This is a genomic window from Roseateles sp. (assembly GCF_965229315.1).
Classification (GTDB): Bacteria; Pseudomonadota; Gammaproteobacteria; order Burkholderiales; family Burkholderiaceae_C; genus Pelomonas.
The window spans coordinates 2030971-2047166 of record NZ_CBDDJA010000002.1 but is presented as its reverse complement, the minus strand read 5'-3'; the positions used below and the strand labels follow the sequence as shown (position 1 = coordinate 2047166).

At 66.5% G+C, this 16196-nt stretch carries 19 protein-coding genes and 1 pseudogene; 12 read left to right on the top strand and 8 right to left on the bottom strand.

From position 1 onward, the window contains the following. Positions 1 to 6 precede the first annotated feature (6 nt). The 4 genes from typA (at position 7) to ACO07H_RS14270 (ending at position 5038) form a co-directional block, all read left to right on the top strand. On the top strand, positions 7 to 1830 hold the full coding sequence (gene typA / locus ACO07H_RS14285; RefSeq protein ID WP_422015236.1) for a translational GTPase TypA: 1824 nt from the start codon (positions 7 to 9) through the stop codon (positions 1828 to 1830). A gap of 107 nt (positions 1831 to 1937) precedes the next feature. Then, entirely contained in the window at positions 1938 to 2804 is an 867-nt protein-coding gene (locus ACO07H_RS14280) for a DMT family transporter (RefSeq protein ID WP_422015234.1), read from the top strand. Beyond that, a complete protein-coding gene (locus tag ACO07H_RS14275; protein ID WP_422015232.1) occupies positions 2801 to 3916 on the top strand; it encodes an enoyl-CoA hydratase/isomerase family protein in 1116 nt (371 codons plus the stop codon). The genes ACO07H_RS14280 and ACO07H_RS14275 overlap by 4 nt, the downstream gene beginning before the upstream one ends. A 357-nt stretch (positions 3917 to 4273) precedes the next feature. Continuing rightward, a complete protein-coding gene (locus tag ACO07H_RS14270) occupies positions 4274 to 5038 on the top strand; it encodes a hypothetical protein (protein ID WP_422015230.1) in 765 nt (254 codons plus the stop codon). A gap of 86 nt (positions 5039 to 5124) precedes the next feature. On the opposite strand, the gene ACO07H_RS14265 is transcribed toward ACO07H_RS14270, so the two are convergent. The 4 genes from ACO07H_RS14265 to ACO07H_RS14250 form a co-directional block, all read right to left on the bottom strand. Continuing rightward, the gene (locus ACO07H_RS14265) at positions 5125 to 5376 is read right to left on the bottom strand and encodes a hypothetical protein (RefSeq protein ID WP_422015228.1); all 252 of its coding nucleotides are present in this window, start codon (positions 5374 to 5376) and stop codon (positions 5125 to 5127) included. A 2-nt stretch (positions 5377 to 5378) separates the two neighbouring features. Next, the gene (locus ACO07H_RS14260) at positions 5379 to 5606 is read right to left on the bottom strand and encodes a hypothetical protein (RefSeq protein WP_422015226.1); all 228 of its coding nucleotides are present in this window, start codon (positions 5604 to 5606) and stop codon (positions 5379 to 5381) included. Beyond that, positions 5603 to 6010, bottom strand: a complete 408-nt coding sequence (locus ACO07H_RS14255) for a hypothetical protein (protein WP_422015224.1) — start codon at positions 6008 to 6010, stop codon at positions 5603 to 5605. Before ACO07H_RS14255 ends, ACO07H_RS14260 begins: the two co-directional genes overlap by 4 nt. An 87-nt stretch (positions 6011 to 6097) precedes the next feature. After that, positions 6098 to 6391 carry a hypothetical protein gene (locus tag ACO07H_RS14250; RefSeq protein ID WP_422015222.1) on the bottom strand — a complete coding sequence of 98 codons (294 nt, stop codon included), beginning with the start codon at positions 6389 to 6391 and terminating at the stop codon, positions 6098 to 6100. A gap of 39 nt (positions 6392 to 6430) precedes the next feature. On the opposite strand from ACO07H_RS14250, the pseudogene ACO07H_RS14245 reads away from it, so the two are divergent. Beyond that, a pseudogene (locus tag ACO07H_RS14245) lies at positions 6431 to 7228 on the top strand (phage portal protein); the annotation flags it as partial. Positions 7229 to 7295: 67 nt separating this feature from the next. Here ACO07H_RS14245 and ACO07H_RS14240 read toward each other — a convergent pair. From ACO07H_RS14240 to ACO07H_RS14230, 3 genes are all read right to left on the bottom strand, one after another. Then, complete coding sequence (locus ACO07H_RS14240) at positions 7296 to 7637, bottom strand: hypothetical protein (protein WP_422015220.1); 342 nt, start codon at positions 7635 to 7637, stop codon at positions 7296 to 7298. A gap of 170 nt (positions 7638 to 7807) precedes the next feature. Then, the gene (locus ACO07H_RS14235) at positions 7808 to 8140 is read right to left on the bottom strand and encodes an STAS-like domain-containing protein (protein WP_422015218.1); all 333 of its coding nucleotides are present in this window, start codon (positions 8138 to 8140) and stop codon (positions 7808 to 7810) included. Further along, positions 8137 to 9021: a hypothetical protein gene (locus tag ACO07H_RS14230; protein WP_422015216.1), complete on the bottom strand. Its 885-nt coding sequence runs from the start codon at positions 9019 to 9021 to the stop codon at positions 8137 to 8139. The genes ACO07H_RS14235 and ACO07H_RS14230 overlap by 4 nt, the downstream gene beginning before the upstream one ends. A gap of 949 nt (positions 9022 to 9970) precedes the next feature. On the opposite strand from ACO07H_RS14230, the gene ACO07H_RS14225 reads away from it, so the two are divergent. Further along, entirely contained in the window at positions 9971 to 10393 is a 423-nt protein-coding gene (locus tag ACO07H_RS14225; RefSeq protein ID WP_422015214.1) for a hypothetical protein, read from the top strand. Between the two features lie 23 nt (positions 10394 to 10416). After that, entirely contained in the window at positions 10417 to 10683 is a 267-nt protein-coding gene (locus tag ACO07H_RS14220; RefSeq protein WP_422015212.1) for a hypothetical protein, read from the top strand. A gap of 283 nt (positions 10684 to 10966) precedes the next feature. Here ACO07H_RS14220 and ACO07H_RS14215 read toward each other — a convergent pair whose 3' ends face one another. Then, positions 10967 to 11980 carry a tyrosine-type recombinase/integrase gene (locus tag ACO07H_RS14215; RefSeq protein WP_422015211.1) on the bottom strand — a complete coding sequence of 338 codons (1014 nt, stop codon included), beginning with the start codon at positions 11978 to 11980 and terminating at the stop codon, positions 10967 to 10969. Positions 11981 to 12115: 135 nt separating this feature from the next. Between ACO07H_RS14215 and dusA the strand changes: the two genes are divergently transcribed. From dusA to ACO07H_RS14190, 5 genes are all read left to right on the top strand, one after another. Continuing rightward, positions 12116 to 13141, top strand: a complete 1026-nt coding sequence (gene dusA / locus ACO07H_RS14210) for a tRNA dihydrouridine(20/20a) synthase DusA (RefSeq protein ID WP_422015209.1) — start codon at positions 12116 to 12118, stop codon at positions 13139 to 13141. A gap of 21 nt (positions 13142 to 13162) precedes the next feature. Continuing rightward, positions 13163 to 13741, top strand: a complete 579-nt coding sequence (locus ACO07H_RS14205; RefSeq protein ID WP_422015207.1) for a methylated-DNA--[protein]-cysteine S-methyltransferase — start codon at positions 13163 to 13165, stop codon at positions 13739 to 13741. A 6-nt stretch (positions 13742 to 13747) separates the two neighbouring features. Continuing rightward, positions 13748 to 15001, top strand: a complete 1254-nt coding sequence (locus tag ACO07H_RS14200; RefSeq protein WP_422015205.1) for a DEAD/DEAH box helicase — start codon at positions 13748 to 13750, stop codon at positions 14999 to 15001. Continuing rightward, positions 14991 to 15455 (top strand): CYTH domain-containing protein, encoded by a 465-nt coding sequence (locus ACO07H_RS14195; RefSeq protein ID WP_422015203.1) that lies wholly within the window; start codon positions 14991 to 14993, stop codon positions 15453 to 15455. Before ACO07H_RS14200 ends, ACO07H_RS14195 begins: the two co-directional genes overlap by 11 nt. Positions 15456 to 15616: 161 nt before the next feature. Next, positions 15617 to 16114, top strand: coding sequence for a hypothetical protein (locus tag ACO07H_RS14190; protein WP_422015201.1), 498 nt, complete (start codon positions 15617 to 15619; stop codon positions 16112 to 16114). Positions 16115 to 16196: the final 82 nt, after the last annotated feature.

The following is a 16196-nucleotide window of genomic DNA, read 5'->3' as shown; positions in this document are numbered from 1 at the left end:
ATCACCATGACCACCCCGATCCGCAACATCGCCATCATTGCCCACGTCGACCACGGCAAAACCACCATGGTGGACCAGCTCCTGCGCCAGAGCGGCACGTTCGCCGAGCATGAGAAGGTCGTCGACACCGTGATGGACAGCAACGCCATCGAACGCGAGCGCGGCATCACCATCCTGGCCAAGAACTGCGCCGTGAGCTGGGAAGGCACGCACATCAACATCGTCGACACCCCGGGCCACGCGGACTTCGGCGGCGAGGTCGAGCGCGCGCTGTCCATGGTCGACGGCGTGGTGCTGCTGATCGATGCGCAGGAAGGCCCGATGCCGCAGACGCGCTTCGTGACCAAGAAGGCGCTGGCGCTGGGCCTCAAGCCCATCGTCGTCGTCAACAAGGTCGACAAGCCGGGCGCCAAGCCCGACGCCGTCATCAACGCCGCGTTCGACCTGTTCGACAAGCTGGGTGCCAACGACGAGCAGCTCGACTTCCCGGTCGTCTACGCTTCGGGCATCAACGGCTGGACGTCGCTGGAAGAGGGCGCGCCCGGTGAGCAGTGGGGCCCCGACATGTCGGCCCTGTTCAACACCATCCTGAAGCACGTGCCGGCCCAGAAGGGTGACCCGGCCGCGCCGCTGCAGCTGCAGATCTCGGCGCTGGACTACTCCACCTTCGTCGGCCGCATCGGCGTGGGCCGCATCAGCCAGGGCACGCTCAAGCCCGGCATGGACGTGGCCGTCATGGAAGGCCCGGACGGCAAGACCACCAAGGGCCGCGTCAACAATGTGCTGACCTTCCAAGGCCTGGACCGTGTGCAGACCAACTCGGCCGGCCCGGGCGACATCGTGCTGATCAACGGCATCGACGACATCAGCATCGGCGTGACCGTCACCAGCCTGACCGACCCGGCACCGCTGCCCATGCTCAAGGTCGACGAGCCGACGCTGACGATGAACTTCTGCGTCAACACCAGCCCGCTGGCCGGTCGCGAAGGCAAGTACGTCACCAGCCGCCAGATCTGGGACCGCCTGCAGAAGGAACTGCAGAGCAACGTCGCGCTGCGCGTGTCGGAAACCGACGAGGACGGCATCTTCGAAGTGATGGGCCGCGGTGAACTGCACCTGACCATCCTGCTGGAGAACATGCGCCGCGAAGGTTACGAGCTGGCCGTCTCCAAGCCGCGCGTGGTGTTCCGCACCATCGACGGCGAGAAGCACGAGCCCATCGAGCTGGTCACCGCCGACGTGGAAGAAACCCACCAGGGCGGCGTCATGCAGGCGCTGGGCGAGCGCAAGGGCGAGCTGGTCAACATGGAGCCGGACGGCCGTGGCCGCGTGCGCCTGGAGTACCGCATCCCGGCGCGGGGCCTGATCGGCTTCACGAACGAGTTCCTGAACCTGACCCGCGGCTCGGGCCTGATCAGCAACATCTTCGACGGCTACGAGCCGCACAAGGGCGACATCGCCAGCCGCAAGAACGGCGTGCTGATCTCCATGGACGCTGGCGAGATCTTCACCTATGCGCTGGGCAAGCTGGACGACCGCGGCCGCATGTTCGTCAAGCCCAACGACCCGGTGTACGAGGGCATGATCGTGGGCATCCACAGCCGCGACAACGACCTGGTCGTCAACGCGACGCGCACCAAGCAGCTGACCAACTTCCGCGTCAGCGGCAAGGAAGACGCGATCAAGATCACGCCGCCCATCGACCTGACGCTGGAGTACGGTGTCGAGTTCATCGAGGACGACGAACTGGTCGAGATCACGCCGAAGAGCGTGCGCCTGCGCAAGCGCTTTCTTTCGGAGAACGAAAGAAAGCGCGCGTCGCGCGCCTAAAGGCTCGCGCCTTTGCGCCGTGCGGCTCGTTGAGCTCCCCCCGGCCCCCTCCGAGAGGGGGCTCTAGCCAGAGCATTGCCCGCGCCCCTTTTCAGGGGCGCTCTTTCATGAGTCACCGGTCTGCCGTCTTGCTGATGCTGCTGGTCACGCTGATGTGGAGTTCGGCGGGCGTGGTCACGCGGCATCTGGACGCGGCGCGGGGTTTCGAGATCACGTTCTGGCGCAGCGCGTTCAATGCGCTGGCACTGCTGGCCATCCTGGGCGTCATGCGGGGCAGGGCGCTGATCTCTGCCATGCGCGGCGGCGCGGTCTGGGCGTCGGGCCTGTGCTGGGCCGTCATGTTCACGGCCTTCATGGTGGCGCTGTCGTTGACGACGGTGGCCAACGTGCTGGTCACGATGTCGCTGTCGCCGCTGTTCACGGCCGTGTTCGCCCGCGTCTTCCTGCGCCAGCCCATCCCCGCGCGCACCTGGGCGGCCATCGTCGTGGCCGGCGCGGGCATTGCGTGGATGTTCGGCGGCCAGCTGGGCGGGCCGCTGCTCGGTGTGGTCGTGGCGCTGGGCGTGCCGCTCGCGGCTGCGACGAACTGGTGCCTGCTGCAGAAAATCGGGCCCAACGCCGACATGCTGCCCGCCGTGCTGATCGGCGCGCTGATCTCCATGGCCGTCACGCTGCCGCTGGCCTGGCCGCTGCAGGCCGGCGCGCACGACCTGAATCTGCTGGCGCTGCTCGGGGTCTTGCAGCTCGCCGTACCCTGCCTGGTTGCGGTGCGCATCGCGCGGGAGCTGCCCAGCCACGAGATCGCGCTGCTCGGCCAGGGCGAAACGCTGCTCGGCGTGTTGTGGGCCTGGCTGTTTGCAGGCGAACATCCGGGCAGTGCGGCGCTGGTGGGCGGCGGCCTCGTGCTGGCCGCGCTCATCGCCCACGAAGCCCTTGCTCCTCCTTCCGTCCAACCTGCCTTGAAGAACGCATGAACGACCTGATCCCGCCCCTGGTATCCGACGGCCAGATCCTGGCCGAGGTCAATGGCTGCCTCGGCCTCATCACGCTGAACCGCCCGCAGGCGCTGAACGCGCTGTCGCTGGCCATGGTGCGCGACATGACCACGCTGCTGCGCCACTGGGCCGCGCACCCCGAGATCCAGGCCGTGGCGGTGCTGGGCGCCGGCCGCGAAGGCAAGGCACCGGCCTTCTGCGCGGGCGGCGACATCCGCTTCTTCCACCAGGCGGCCCATGCGGGCGACCCGGCGCTGGAAGACTTCTTCACCGAGGAATACCGTCTCAACCACCTGATCCACCACTACCCCAAGCCCTACATCGCGTTGATGGACGGCGTGGTGATGGGCGGCGGCATGGGCATCAGCCAGGGCGCCAAGCTGCGCGTGCTCAGCGAACACTCCAAGCTCGCCATGCCCGAGACCGGCATCGGCCTGTTTCCGGACGTCGGCGGCGGCTACTTTCTCGCGCAGTGCCCGGGGCACGTCGGCGAATGGCTGGCGCTGACCGGCCACGCCATCGCGGCCGGCGACGCCATCGAGTGGGGCCTGGGCGACGTGTTCGTGCGCTCGGCGCAGTGGCCCGGCATGGTCGACGACCTGCGCCACGGCCACCAGCCCAGCGCCGAGCATGTCGTGGCGACCGTCATGGAGCGCGTGGACCTGGCGCCCGCGTCCGATCCCAAGGCGGCGGCCGAGCGCATCGACCGCCACTTCGGCCTGCCGACCCTGGCCGCCATCCTGGACTCGCTCGCCGCCACGCCCGACCCCTGGGCCCAGCAGACCCACGCCGCGCTGCTGAAGCGTTCGCCGACGATGACCGCTGTCACGCTGGAGCTGGTGCGCCGCGGCCGCAAGCTCAGCCTGGCCGACGACCTGCGCCTGGAGCGCGACCTGGTGCACCACAGCTTCCACCTGCGCGGCGCCGCGCGCAGCGAGACGGTGGAGGGCATCCGCGCGCTGGCCGTGGACAAGGACCACCAGCCCCGCTGGAAACCGGCGCAGGTGGCCGACATCGACCCGGCCGAGGTCGCGGCCTTCTTCGTCAGCCCCTGGACGCCCGAGTCGCACCCGCTGCGCGACCTGGCATGAGCGTGGCCGATCCCGCGCGCCACAGCCCCTGGCGCCTGTCCGTCGCGCCGATGATGGATTGGACGGCGGGGCCTTTATTCATGCGGGTTATCTGGCGGTCGTAGCAATCTCGTAGCAGCTGCGATGGCGCAGGACGGGCATTGGTCACCGATTGGCGCGGCCCGGCATGAGGATCTTGCTCTCGTGCAGCTTTGTGGTTTTGCCCGCGTGGACTGATACAAGCAGTGCAACGCGCAAGCGAGACGATTGCGCTGACGATTCCACCTTGGGGCCTCGCGGATGCCATCGCCTGAGATAACCGCTGCGTTTGATCGCCTAAAGGCTGCAGCAGCACAGATTGAGCAGGAGCGCAGGCAGGTGAAAAGCCTTGTCCTGCGCGAATTCGCGCATCGCACTGAACAGCGGAACCGGGCCAATGAAGCCGGCATCCGTGCCGCAGCAGTCATGCTGTCGTTGTCGTTCCGAGACACCTCTTCTCAACATGTCTTCTACGACCATCGCGAGCAGTCACACGACGAATTGTTGAGTGCGTTGGTGGTGAGTCACAACAGGCAATATCAGTGGCTGCTTGCTGAGGTGTTTGAGCACTTTGAAGACTTCATGACTGACGCATATGGGTGCGCCGGCGCCATCGATTCGACCATCTGGTCCAGCAAGGATTTGACGTCGATTGGAGGGCATGCTGGGATGCCCACCTCGTGGTGGATCGAGAAAGCCAGAGGCCTGCGCGGCATGAAGGCCACCGTTGCGGCGAGTCGCTTGCGAGCCTTTCCTGGGATCAGTCAAGTCGAATCCCGCAATGCGCTCGCCGTTGACCTCAAAGTGGTGCTCTTCTTGGTCGAACGGATGCGGCATCTAATCGTTCACAGGCGTGGGCAAGCATCAAGCGCGGACGACTTTGCGGAGGGCATCGCTAGGGACGCCGGGCTGGCGGCGCCAACTCAAGAGATTCGAGACTTAGTAGGCCAGTATTTCGGGAACGGCAGGCTGAACACCACCATCCATTTGCTTGATCATCAGCTCCTGCCATCTGATGACGGCTTCAACTGGCACGTCGAGAAGTTTGATCAATTGCTGGGGTGGCTGCTCGCGTACGCGCATATGGTCTCAGCGCGGCTCTAGTCTCAGGAACCTGTTGATCACGCTGCCAAAACGAAGCGGCCCGGATCGTTGATCGCGGGCCGCTTTGCTTCGTGGCGATTTGTCAGCTAGTCGGAGTAGACCGCCAGGTGCGGTAGCTCGCTGATGGCGATGTCGCGCTGGCCGTCCAGCCAGGTGGCTACGTCGGCCACGCTGCACATGTAGTCCCCGCCGTCCTTCCAAAAGGGTACGGGGTTCCTTTTGGCGTAGATCTCGTTTTGGATCGTGCGGGGGCTCTTGCTGCGGAGCCTGGCGAACTCGGCGTGGGTCATGGTTGGCCGGCCGTCGGTCAGTAGGAGAAGGGCGAACTGGGTACGCATGCTTAGAGCTTTGCCGGCTTCAGGATGCGGCTGGTTTTGGCGTGGTCGGGCTGCTGGCCCAGGCCGGGGATAGTTCCCGAGGCATTGGCGCGCTGCAGGGGGTCGTCGGAGGCGCGCATGGCGTCGATGCGGGCGCTGGCCTGGCGGGAGGCCCTTGCGGCGCGCCGGCCGCGCGGTGTGAGCATTTCGGCGACCAGGCTGCTCTTGAAGTTCGGGTCGAAGGGGCTCAATGCGCGGCCTCCCGGTAGATCTCGGCGCCGGCGACATCGGAAATGCACACGTCGCCGGCGGCGACGCGCGCTGCCAGGTGGTCGGCGCCGGCGAGGACGGCCAGGCCGAGGGTCGGATGCCTGACCATCAGGTCGTGGCCTTCCTGGGCCGCTGTCCAGATCTGCTCGGCCAGGGCAGCGCGCCAGGCGCAGCCCTCGGTGGCAATCTGCACCAGGTTGCGCAGCATCGCGTGCTGGCGGCGCGCCAGGTCGCTGCCGGGCGCGGTGTTGGCGGCGATCTCAGCGCCGATGCCGACGATCCAGGCCAAGTGGCTGACAAGGCCGCGCGCCGTCTCGCCGTCGCTGGTCATGAATAGCTCGATGCCAACGGTGCGCAGGTGATTGCGCATGCGGTTCGTCGCCATGGCGATGGCGACGGGATGGCTGTGGGGGGTGGCGCGTCGGTCATTGCGACGCGCTGCGGATGTGCGCATGTGCTGCTTCCTTCAGGGTCAGTCGTTGTCGGCCGCAGCCGCGCGCTTGCGGTCCACGGCTGGGCGGTTGGTGGAGACGGGGGAACTCGGGGCGCGGCGCTCAGCGCGCGGTGGCTGAGAGGACTGCGAGACGCCAGCCCGCCGTCGGACGCGTAGCGCAGCTCTGATGCGCACCACGCGCGACACCAGCGGGTGCGCCATGGATTGCTGGAAGTCGGCCGGCCAGTGGGCGCGGCCCTGGCGCATGCGCTCCCAGGTGTCCTGCAGCAGGCCGTCCGGCAGCTCGACGCCGGTAAGCGGGGCGACGCTCATGCGTGGCTGTCCCGGGCTTGCGCCGCCGTCAGGCGGGTGTCCACGTTCAAGCCGCACAGGCTGCTGAGCGCCGAGGTGTTCGGCGCGCTGGTGCTGGACTTTTTGACGTTCGGCAATGGCTACCTGGAGCTGCCGCGCAGCGCGACGGGGCGCAACCTGCAGCTCTTGCACCCGCTTGCAAAGTACGTGCGGCGCGGGGCCGAGCTGGACCGCTACTTCTTCGTGCGGGGCTGGAAGGACGAGCACGAGTTCGTGCGCGGCTCGATCTTTCACATGCGCGAGGCGGACATCAACCAGGAGATCTACGGCCTGCCGGAGTACCTTTCGAGCCTGCAGGCGGCCTGGCTGAATGAGTCGGCCACGCTGTTCCGACGTCGGTACTACAACAACGGCAGCCACGCGGGCTTCATCCTCTACATCAGCGACCCGGCCCAGCAGCAGGAAGACATCGACTCGATCCGCGAGGCGTTAAAGAGCAGCAAGGGGCCGGGCAACTTTCGCAACCTGTTCCTCTACTCGCCCAACGGCAAGAAGGATGGGGTGCAGCTCATTCCGGTGAGCGAGGTGGCAGCGAAGGACGACTTCTTCAACATCAAAAGCGTCAGCCGCGATGACGTGCTGGCGGCCCATCGCATCCCGCCGCAGTTGCTGGGCATCGTGCCGGGGAACACGGGTGGCTTTGGCGCGGTGCTGCCGGCGGCGCAGGTGTTCGCCCGCAATGAGATCGAGCCGCTGCAGGCGCGGTTTCTGGCGTTGAATGAGTGGATGGGGGAAGAGGTGGTGCGGTTTGAGCCGTATGTGATCGCGACGGTGCCGGGTGACAGAGGTACCGCGTGATCCCGCAAGGCGTCGCCGTTGAACGACGCCGGGTGCCGTCGAAATCGACATTGCAGCAGTCGGTGCTCTACGGGCGCCAGCTCTTCCTGGCCTTGCGCCATTCCCTGATCTTTTGACGGCGGCTCTTGAACTCGGTTTCGAAGCCAGATTCAAGGTCATCGATCACACGGTGAACCGCCTCTTCGATGCGACGGATGTGGTCGTCCTTCAAGGTCTTGGCCACCCGGTTCTTGGACTCGAAATCCTCGCCCGTCACCGTTTCGAACAGGTCGCCACCCGCGTCGCTGACCTTGAAAGACCTGTGCTGCCGCTCTAGGCGCTGCAGCCGCTTGAGCAGGCGCATTACGCTGAACGACAAATCAGCTGCTTCACCGGGACTCTTCTCGTCCGGCTCTCTCAGGTAGTACAAGCGCGATTTTTCAAGGATGTCTGCAGCGAGGTCGCAGCATGCGTCGACCTCTGAGCGCTTCTCCTTGCGAGCCTCGCGACTGTTTGCCTGAGCGCTGGAGATGAACCAGCCTACAGCGGTGACGGCGAAGCCAAACGCCGGCAGCCACTTGGCGAACTCGTCAACCGCGCTCAGTGCACGCCCTCGTGCTTACCGGCATCCTCCACGTAGCTCCAGATCTTGGTCACGTAAAGGTCGAGATCGGATCGAATGAGCAGACGGCGACGCAGAAGTTTGGGCGAGCACCGGTACTTGCGCACCAAGCCACCAAAAGCCTCGTCAAGGAACGACGAGCCAAACGTCAGCGCCCCGCGCAAGTCGATCTCCACTTCGTCGTCACCCTCATTGAGGGCCGGCCACAGCCATTCTTCGCGGAATCTCTCACCCGAGTTCGGCCCGTCGTCAACGGTCCGACCTGCAGGGCTACGGGAGAAGTCACGCGCTACAACAATCGAGCGATTCATGATTTAACTCCGTAGTTGAGGGTCCAGATCAACAGCGTGCCGTCGACCGGGTTGTTGAGCGTACCAGTCGCCGTCGAGCTACCTCCATCCCCCATGACAAAGTAGCCACGGCGGCTGTAGATCGCAAGAGCGTTCGCTCGGTGCCTTTCAGTGAACTCTACCATTTCGGGTAAACCCTTGCCTCGGTAATACAAGCGTGTTCGCGTCCTGCCGCCAGCGGCGGCGCTAATTAGCTCGCAGTCACCACCGCGGCGAAGCCTTCGGAAGGTGACTTGATCGATCCATTCGGGCTTGGCCAGCAGCGTCGCCGGGATGGAGTCGCCGCGATCATGCATCGCGACGAAGATGCGTTTTGACTCCATGTTGACCGTCGCGAACATCCACCAATGGGATGCGGCCTTGTCCTGATATGCGTGCTTTCTCACGTTGGTCAAGGCCTCGGCGATGCATGAGCCCAAACCAAGTTGCCAATCTGCTCCCGTCGCCGTTCGTACCTCTTCAAGGAATGGCTCAATGGGCGTGGCATCGGCGTTGTGACCCTCGAACTGGTGCCACTTGATAACGTCGTGGGCTGCCACGGCCTTGCGAGGCGGCAAGCCCAGCTGAGAGAACACCTTCGCTGACTGCAGCATTTGCTCCACAACGTCGTTTTCCGGGTAGGTGCAGGACAACTTCGCCCTGTGAAGCTCCACCCAGCAATCGAGGTGCCCGAGGAAGAGCAGCAGGCCACAAGGAAAGAGTCGCTCGGTTTTGGAGAAGTCCAGCTTCACTGAACGCCCCAAAGCCAAGCCGACAGTCACCGTCCGGATGAAGTCGTCAAAAATCTGCCGCGTCCGCCCGCTGCCGTGGTATCGGAGGTCGGTCGGGACGACGACGGACATGGAGCCGAAGGTCTGCGGCCGACGGTGGCGTACACGTCGCGCCAGGATGGAGCGTCTGCGCTCACGCCGAAGCTTGCGCGACCGTCGCGCGCTGATGCGCCGCTGCCTGCGGAACAACTCGTTGGTTGGTTTTTTCAATCTGGGCTCCCCCGCGTGCAATTCTCCGTCACTGGCTAGTCACAAAGGCCCAGGCGTTGCCCGTGAGCCTGTGGGTATCAACGGTGGACTTCGCCCGCTCGCGCCAGAGGGGAGGGCGACCACGCATTGCGGCGCGCGCTCGGGACCCCGCCCCGCCCGCGCGCTAAATAGGGCGCTTTTGACGGCGATGCCGGCCGGATGCGTTGCAAGGCCTGGAGCGGCCCGGCGGGCGATTGGCGGGGCGGAAACGCTGACGGGATCTGACGGCCTTCGTGCTGCATGACCGAGAGTTGTGGGGCGCTCTGGTGGGAGCGAGCGCTGCGTCCGTGAACGCGTCGGATTGAATGTTTGCGGAGATCGCTCGGGAAGTTCCTAACCTTCTGAACCAGGCCGACAAAGTGGGCCTAAGTCGTTGTCACACTGGGGGATTTATGGTTAGGTTAGCCCCCTAATCTCTCCTAACCAATTTCCTAATATCTCTACAAGTCGTTGATTTGGAAGGGATTTTATGATGCAAAAGTTAAGTTATGAATTCCTAACCTGATTAGGTTTTGATTTGGAGAAGGTTAGGTTCTGGCTTGTCCCGTAAATGCCTGTCGTGACTGAAGAATCTCGCGATATTGCCGGGCAGGTTAGGGAGGTTAGGAACTTCCCGAGGTCGCCCTGATTTTGCGCAAGCCCTACGGGCCGAGCGCGTGGCCAGTTCGCCCGCTGCGAGATCTTGTCGCCAGGTCGACGGGCTCATGGGCGCCGGGCCGAACCCGGCGACGCCCTTCCACCCTCGGTTGGCAATACTGTATAAATACACAGTATGTGGGTCGAAGCCATCCAGTTGCGTCATCGAGGGAGGAAGCTCCCCCAGCAGAGCCTTGAAGACATGGTCCCGCTACGCGGCCGGCTTTGGGTCACCGTCCTGCGCCTGCATCCAGATGGTGGCCGGCCGTTGACGGCATCGCTTCTGGGTATTCGAGGGACTGACCAGCTCGTGTTTCGGCAGCTCGACGACGCGCGGGTCAAGGTGCGCGACGGCCAGATCATGGTGCTCGGCTGGGAAGACCACGGCGACGGCCGCAAGAGTGTCAGGCCCGTGCCCCAGGTCTGGTGGTGCGACCCCATTCGAGAGCCTTACGACGCCACCGAGGCGGTGGCAAAGGCGCGTTTCCCGCCCACTCGCGGCAGAGCGCGCCGCGAGGCGGAGAAACGAAATGCTCAGCCAGGCACGGTGCCTGCCTGATCCTGAAAACGTTGGAGCTACCGATGAAGTACGACGACACCCATGTCACCGAGGCCCAGTTGAGCGAACTCGATGCTGATGCATTCGACATGGCACAACTGGTCGACGAGTCAGGTAGGCCGGCGCGCTACGTGTTCAGCACCCACCCCCAACTGCGGGCGGCCCATGGCGCGCCTCGCGGCGCACGCTGGCAGCGGTTGGTCGTGCACGTAGACGATGCGACTGACGGGGTCACGTTCAATCGTGTGTGGGTGGCGTTGCGCATCAAGCCGTCAGAGGTCCCTTTTTAGCTTTTTGCGCGGCATGCGTACTGGCGCATCTCATGCGTTGGTGGCGACAAACAAAAGACCCCGGGCATCGCCCGGGGTCAACCGTATTTGTTGCTCACTCACACGGCCTGCTCAGGGAGGAAAAGCAGGGGCTTGCGCCAGGGCCGATGTTACCGGCCGGAGTTTTTGCCCGGAGGCCACCGTCCTCTCGTTATGACGTTCCAGCCTAGTCAATGTTCAACGGGGAAAACCCTACGTTATCGCGCGCTGGCTTAGCCAGCGCCTGCGGTTCAGCCGAGGATCTTCAGCGGTGCAGATTCGCAGCCCGTAGTTGGGTGTAGCGCATGAGTTGCTTCGGGTCCTTGTGGCCGGTGACGAGCATCATTTCGGGGATGCTGTACTTGCCCGACTCGACCAGGCGCGAGATCGCCTCGTGCCGCAGGTCGTAGAGCTGCAGATCCTCAATGCCCAGCTTGTCGCAAGCCCGAGGGAACACGCTGCTCCAGCTCTTGCCGTTCAGCGGGAAGATGAGTTCGCCGTCCTTTGGCTGGCGTTCGATGATCTCCATGCAGCGGCCGAGCAGAGGCACGCACTGGTTGTTCCCCAGCTTCTTGCGCGGGTCCTTCCTGTCGCGGATGAGGATCGTCTTGTCGTCGCGATTCAGGTCTTCCCAGCGCAGCCCACAGATCTCGCTTGGCGGCCGAAAGCAGCTATCGAGGATGAAATCGAAGATGTCCATGGTGAGGCTGCGCGAGTGCAGCCGGAACCATGCCCGCAGCGCGTCCAGCTCGGGCTGAGTCGGCCGCCTGTCGCGCTCATTGCTTCGCGCCAGCATGCCCATGTGGTTTAGGGCCTCGCGGGCGTCCTCGACGACGTTGCGCAGCGAGTGGATGCGCCAGATCGACCTGGCCATCTTCAGCACGGTGCCCAGGTAGGTCAGGTCGATTGACGCCGTGACGCCCTGCACGCGGCGGTCCTCAGTGATGTACTGGACGATGCGCTCCGCCGTCAGGTTGTTCACCTTGACCGCTCCCAGGCCGGTCTTCTTGTCGGCCATCCGATTCAGCACCCACGTCTTGTTCTTGCCGAAGGGCTTCGTCTTCGACACCTCCTCGGTGTAGCGCGTGATCAGATCGCCAATCGTCGTCTTGGATTTGGGGGACACCAGGCCGGCCAGGCCCGCTTCCACGTCAGTTTCCACCTGTCGGGCCCAGGCCTCGGCCAGCGCCTTCGTCCCGAAGGTCTTCGTCTGCGTCGGTGCGCCTTTTCGGCGCACCTGGGCACGCCACTTTCCGTTCAACGGGATAATTGATGGCATCGCTCTTTGGTCCTCCCTCTGGTCCATTTGCTACGGGCCGAAGCGAGCGTCGCGGCCGTAGCACTTCCGTAGCACTGGGAAAGTGTATGCCAGGGGAAATTTGTGGAAATCCGTGCTACGGATTGACCCGTCGAAATGCCAGTTTCTTCCGATAAATCAACGTCTTATAACCCTTGGCGCCTGTCCGTTGCGCCCATGATGGACTGGACGGACCGCCATTGCCGCTACTTCCACCGCCTGCTCACGCGCCACGCGCTGCTGTACACCGAGATGGTGACGACCGGTGCGCTGCTGCATGGCGACCAGCCGCGCCACCTGGACTTCAATGCCGAGGAGCACCCCGTGGCGCTGCAGCTCGGCGGCAGCGAGCCGGCCGACCTGGCGGCCTGCGCGAAGCTGGCCGAGCGCTGGGGCTACGACGAGGTCAACCTGAACTGCGGCTGCCCCAGCGAGCGCGTGCAGAAGGGCGCGTTCGGCGCCTGCCTGATGGCCGAGCCGCAGCTGGTGGCCGACTGCGTGAAGGCCATGCGCGACGCGACGACGCTGCCCGTGACGGTCAAGCACCGCATCGGCATCGACAGAAACGAGAGCTACGGCTTCGTGCGCGACTTCGTCGCCACCGTGGCCGAAGCCGGCTGCGAGGTTTTCATCGTCCATGCCCGCAACGCCTGGCTGCAAGGCCTGAGCCCGAAGGAAAACCGCGAGATCCCGCCGTTGCGCTACGAACTGGTGGCGCAGTTGAAGCGCGACTTCCCGCAGCTCACCATCGCCGTCAACGGCGGCCTGAAGACGCCCGACGAGATCGCCGCGCAGCTGGCCGTGCTGGATGGCGTGATGATTGGCCGCGAGGCCTATCACGAGCCCTGGAGCCTGGTGCAATGGGACTCGCGCTTCTTCGGCCAGCCCGACCCTGCGCCGAACTCGACGCTTGGGCGCGAGCAGGTCGAGGACCAGTGGCTGAGCTACCTCGAACGCGTGCATGCCAGCGGCCGGTCCTGGTCGTACGCGATGCGCCATGCGCTGGGCCTGTGGAACGGCACGCCCGGTGCGCGCCGCTGGCGCCAGGTGTGGAGCGACCACCGCCTGAAGACACTGGCGCCGCGCGAGGTGGCCGCGCAGGCCACCGCTGCCCGGCTGTCGGGTCTGGCGCTGGCCGCTTGACGAGCGCCTGCGGGACGCCCGATGGCTGAGGCTGCCGCGCTCCCCGAGCGTCCCGCGGACGAGCCGCTGGGCTGCGGCGTGTTCGACACGGCGCTGGGGCGCTGCGGCATCGTCTGGAGTGCCCAAGGGGTGGTGGCCACCCGCTTGCCCGACGTGACCGTGCAGGACCTGTGCCGGCGCTTCCCCGCCGCCCGGGAGGTCGCCAGCCCGCCGGCGGCCATCGCCGCGGCCATCCGGGGGGTGCAGGCGCTCCTGGCCGGCGGCACGCCGGACCTGCGCGACGTCGTGCTCGACGAGCGCGGCATCCCCGAGTTCCGGCGCCAGGTGCACGCGCTGACCCGCGCCATCCCGCCCGGCCAGACGCGCACCTACGGCGACATCGCCGCCGCCCTCGGCCAGCCCGGGGCGGCGCGTGCCGTCGGCCGGGCCGAAGGCGACAACCCCTTTGCGCCCATCGTGCCCTGCCACCGCGTCATGGGCGCCGGGGGCGAGCCCACCGGCTTTTCGGCACCGGGCGGCATCGACACCAAGCGCCGGCTGCTGCTCATCGAGGCCCGGGCCGCCGGCCAGTTGGCGGGCGACCAGCAAGCCTTGTTCTAATCGCGCATGTCCTTTGCATCCCTGGGCCTCTCGCCCGCCCTGCTGCGCGCCGTGCGCGACCAGGGCTATCACGCGCCGACCGCCGTGCAGACGGCCGCGCTGCCGCCCATCCTGGCCGGTGCCGATGTGCTGGCGCTCGCCCAGACCGGCTCCGGCAAGACCGCCGCGTTCGTGTTGCCGCTGCTGCAGCGCCTCGTCGCGTCGCCGCCGCGGCCGGGGCCGCGCGTGCTGGTGCTGGCACCCACGCGCGAGCTGGCCGCGCAGACGGCGCAGCTGCTGCGCGACGTGGCCGCGTTGCTGCTGCACCGCCCCAAGGTCGCGCTGGCGTTCGGTGGCGTGTCCATCAACCCGCAGCTGATGGCGCTGCGCGGCGGCTGCGACGTGATGGTGGCCACGCCGGGCCGGCTGCTGGACCTCATCGACCACAACGGGCTGACGCTCGCGGGCGTGGCGTGCCTGGTGCTGGACGAGGCCGACCGCCTGCTGGCGGCCGGCTTTGCCGACGAGCTGCACCGCGTGCTGGCGCTGCTGCCCGCGCGGCGCCAGACGCTGCTGTTCTCTGCCACCTGCCCGCAGGCCGTGCAAGGCCTGGCCGAGCAACTGCTGCACGACCCGGTGCGCATCGACATCCAGGAGGCGCCGCCGCAGATCACGCAGCGCGCCATCCAGCTCGACCGCGCGCAGCGCCTGCCCGCGCTGCGGCAACTGCTGACCGACGAGGGCTGGGGCCGCGCGCTGGTGTTTGTCGCCAGCCGCTACACGGCCGACCTGGTGTCGGACAAGCTCTTCGCCCATGGCTTCAAGGCCGGCGTGCTGCATGGCGAGCTGAGCCAGGGCGCGCGGCGCGACGTGCTGGCGGCGCTCAAGGACGGCAGCGTCCAGGTGCTGGTGGCCACCGACGTGGCCGCGCGCGGCCTGCACGTGGACGCGCTGGACGCCGTCGTCAACTACGAGCTGCCGCGCTCGGCCGCCGACTACACCCACCGCATCGGCCGCACCGGCCGCGCGGGTGCCACCGGCGTGGCGGTCAGCTTCATCTGCGCCGACAGTGCGGAGAACGCCGAGAGCCATTTCCGCCTCATCGAGAAGCGCCAGGGCCGGCGCGTGCCGCGTGAACGGCTGGCGGGCTTCGAGCCCGGGGCCGTGGCCAGCGAGGCCCAGGCGGCCGGCGGCATCAAGAGCACCACGCGCAAGAGCAAGAAGGACAAGCTGCGCGAGGCCGCAGCGCGCGCCGCAGCAGGGGCCGACGATGGGCATTGAGATCGAACGCAAGTTCTTGGTCAGCGGCGAGGGCTGGCGCCAGCCGGCCTCGCGCCAGACGCGCTTCAGCCAGGGCTACCTGAGCCGCGACCCGGCGCGCACCGTGCGCGTGCGCCTGGCCGGCGAGCGCGCGTTCCTGACCATCAAGGGCGCGACGCGCGGCGCCACACGCGCCGAGTTCGAGTACGAGCTGCCGCCGGCCGACGCGCAGCAACTGCTGGCGCTGTGCGACGGCCCGGTCGTCGAGAAGATCCGCCACCTGTGCGCGTTCGACGGCATGACCTGGGAGGTGGACGAGTTCCTGGGTGCCAACGCCGGCCTGCTGGTCGCCGAGATCGAGCTGCAGTCCGAGGACCAGGCCTTCTCGCGCCCGCCCTGGCTGGGCGAGGAGGTGACCGGCGACGCGCGCTACGTCAACGCCAACCTGGCGGTGACGCCGTACACCGGCTGGTGAGCCGGCGCGCCTTTCACGTTTGAGCTCCCACGTTTGAGGTGATCCATTTGTGCATGGCCTGCGTATGACAGGGGAACGCCTTGTCATATGCCGGCCATCACCGCACGCAAGAATGCGGCGTCGGCTCTCCATCCCCGGTCGGCTTCGCCATCACCACGCCCGTGCCTCCTGTCCTGTCATCGCTGCTGCAACGAACGCGCGTCGGCATCCTGGTGCTGCTGCTCGTCGTGCTGCCGTTGCACAGCGTGGCGCAGCTGGTGGCGGGCGTGCAGGGGCACCGGCACATGCACACCGGTTCGTTGGCGCCGCAGGGTTCCGCGCTGGCGAGCCTGACGCGGCCGCTGCGTGCGCTGCTCGACCATCTGCACGCCGCGCAGGACCCGCGGCTCGTGGCGGGGTTCACGGTGAGCACCGGGCCGGCCAACGGCCTGCACCAGCATGGCGGCGTCTTCCACAAGCATTCGCATGACACCGCTGACGTGCTCGACGTTGGCGATTCGGCCGAGGATGCTTCGCATGGCGGCGCCACGGCCTTCCTGGCCTGGCTGCCCACGGGCCTGGCCATGCTGGCGGGTGAGGGCGATGCCCGCCCCGTCACGGCCGCGCCGGACTGGCGCGACCGCGTCGTCGTGCCGCTGCTGACACCGCCTCGCGGCTGACCGCCCCGGCGCATCCGCGCCTGCCCATCGCGCCTGTTCCCCGATTTCCGCCCGTCCCGACGTGACGGGCGGCGCCTGCGCA

Coding starts and splice junctions, on each gene's coding strand:
- typA (WP_422015236.1), top strand. CDS start 7: ATGACCACCCCGATCCGCAACATCGCCATCATTGCCCACGTCGACCAC.
- ACO07H_RS14280 (WP_422015234.1), top strand. CDS start 1,938: ATGAGTCACCGGTCTGCCGTCTTGCTGATGCTGCTGGTCACGCTGATG.
- ACO07H_RS14275 (WP_422015232.1), top strand. CDS start 2,801: ATGAACGACCTGATCCCGCCCCTGGTATCCGACGGCCAGATCCTGGCC.
- ACO07H_RS14265 (WP_422015228.1), bottom strand. CDS start 5,376: ATGCGTACCCAGTTCGCCCTTCTCCTACTGACCGACGGCCGGCCAACC.
- ACO07H_RS14255 (WP_422015224.1), bottom strand. CDS start 6,010: ATGGCGACGAACCGCATGCGCAATCACCTGCGCACCGTTGGCATCGAG.
- ACO07H_RS14250 (WP_422015222.1), bottom strand. CDS start 6,391: ATGAGCGTCGCCCCGCTTACCGGCGTCGAGCTGCCGGACGGCCTGCTG.
- ACO07H_RS14235 (WP_422015218.1), bottom strand. CDS start 8,140: ATGAATCGCTCGATTGTTGTAGCGCGTGACTTCTCCCGTAGCCCTGCA.
- ACO07H_RS14230 (WP_422015216.1), bottom strand. CDS start 9,021: ATGTCCGTCGTCGTCCCGACCGACCTCCGATACCACGGCAGCGGGCGG.
- ACO07H_RS14225 (WP_422015214.1), top strand. CDS start 9,971: ATGTGGGTCGAAGCCATCCAGTTGCGTCATCGAGGGAGGAAGCTCCCC.
- ACO07H_RS14220 (WP_422015212.1), top strand. CDS start 10,417: ATGAAGTACGACGACACCCATGTCACCGAGGCCCAGTTGAGCGAACTC.
- ACO07H_RS14215 (WP_422015211.1), bottom strand. CDS start 11,980: ATGCCATCAATTATCCCGTTGAACGGAAAGTGGCGTGCCCAGGTGCGC.
- dusA (WP_422015209.1), top strand. CDS start 12,116: ATGCCAGTTTCTTCCGATAAATCAACGTCTTATAACCCTTGGCGCCTG.
- ACO07H_RS14205 (WP_422015207.1), top strand. CDS start 13,163: ATGGCTGAGGCTGCCGCGCTCCCCGAGCGTCCCGCGGACGAGCCGCTG.
- ACO07H_RS14200 (WP_422015205.1), top strand. CDS start 13,748: ATGTCCTTTGCATCCCTGGGCCTCTCGCCCGCCCTGCTGCGCGCCGTG.
- ACO07H_RS14195 (WP_422015203.1), top strand. CDS start 14,991: ATGGGCATTGAGATCGAACGCAAGTTCTTGGTCAGCGGCGAGGGCTGG.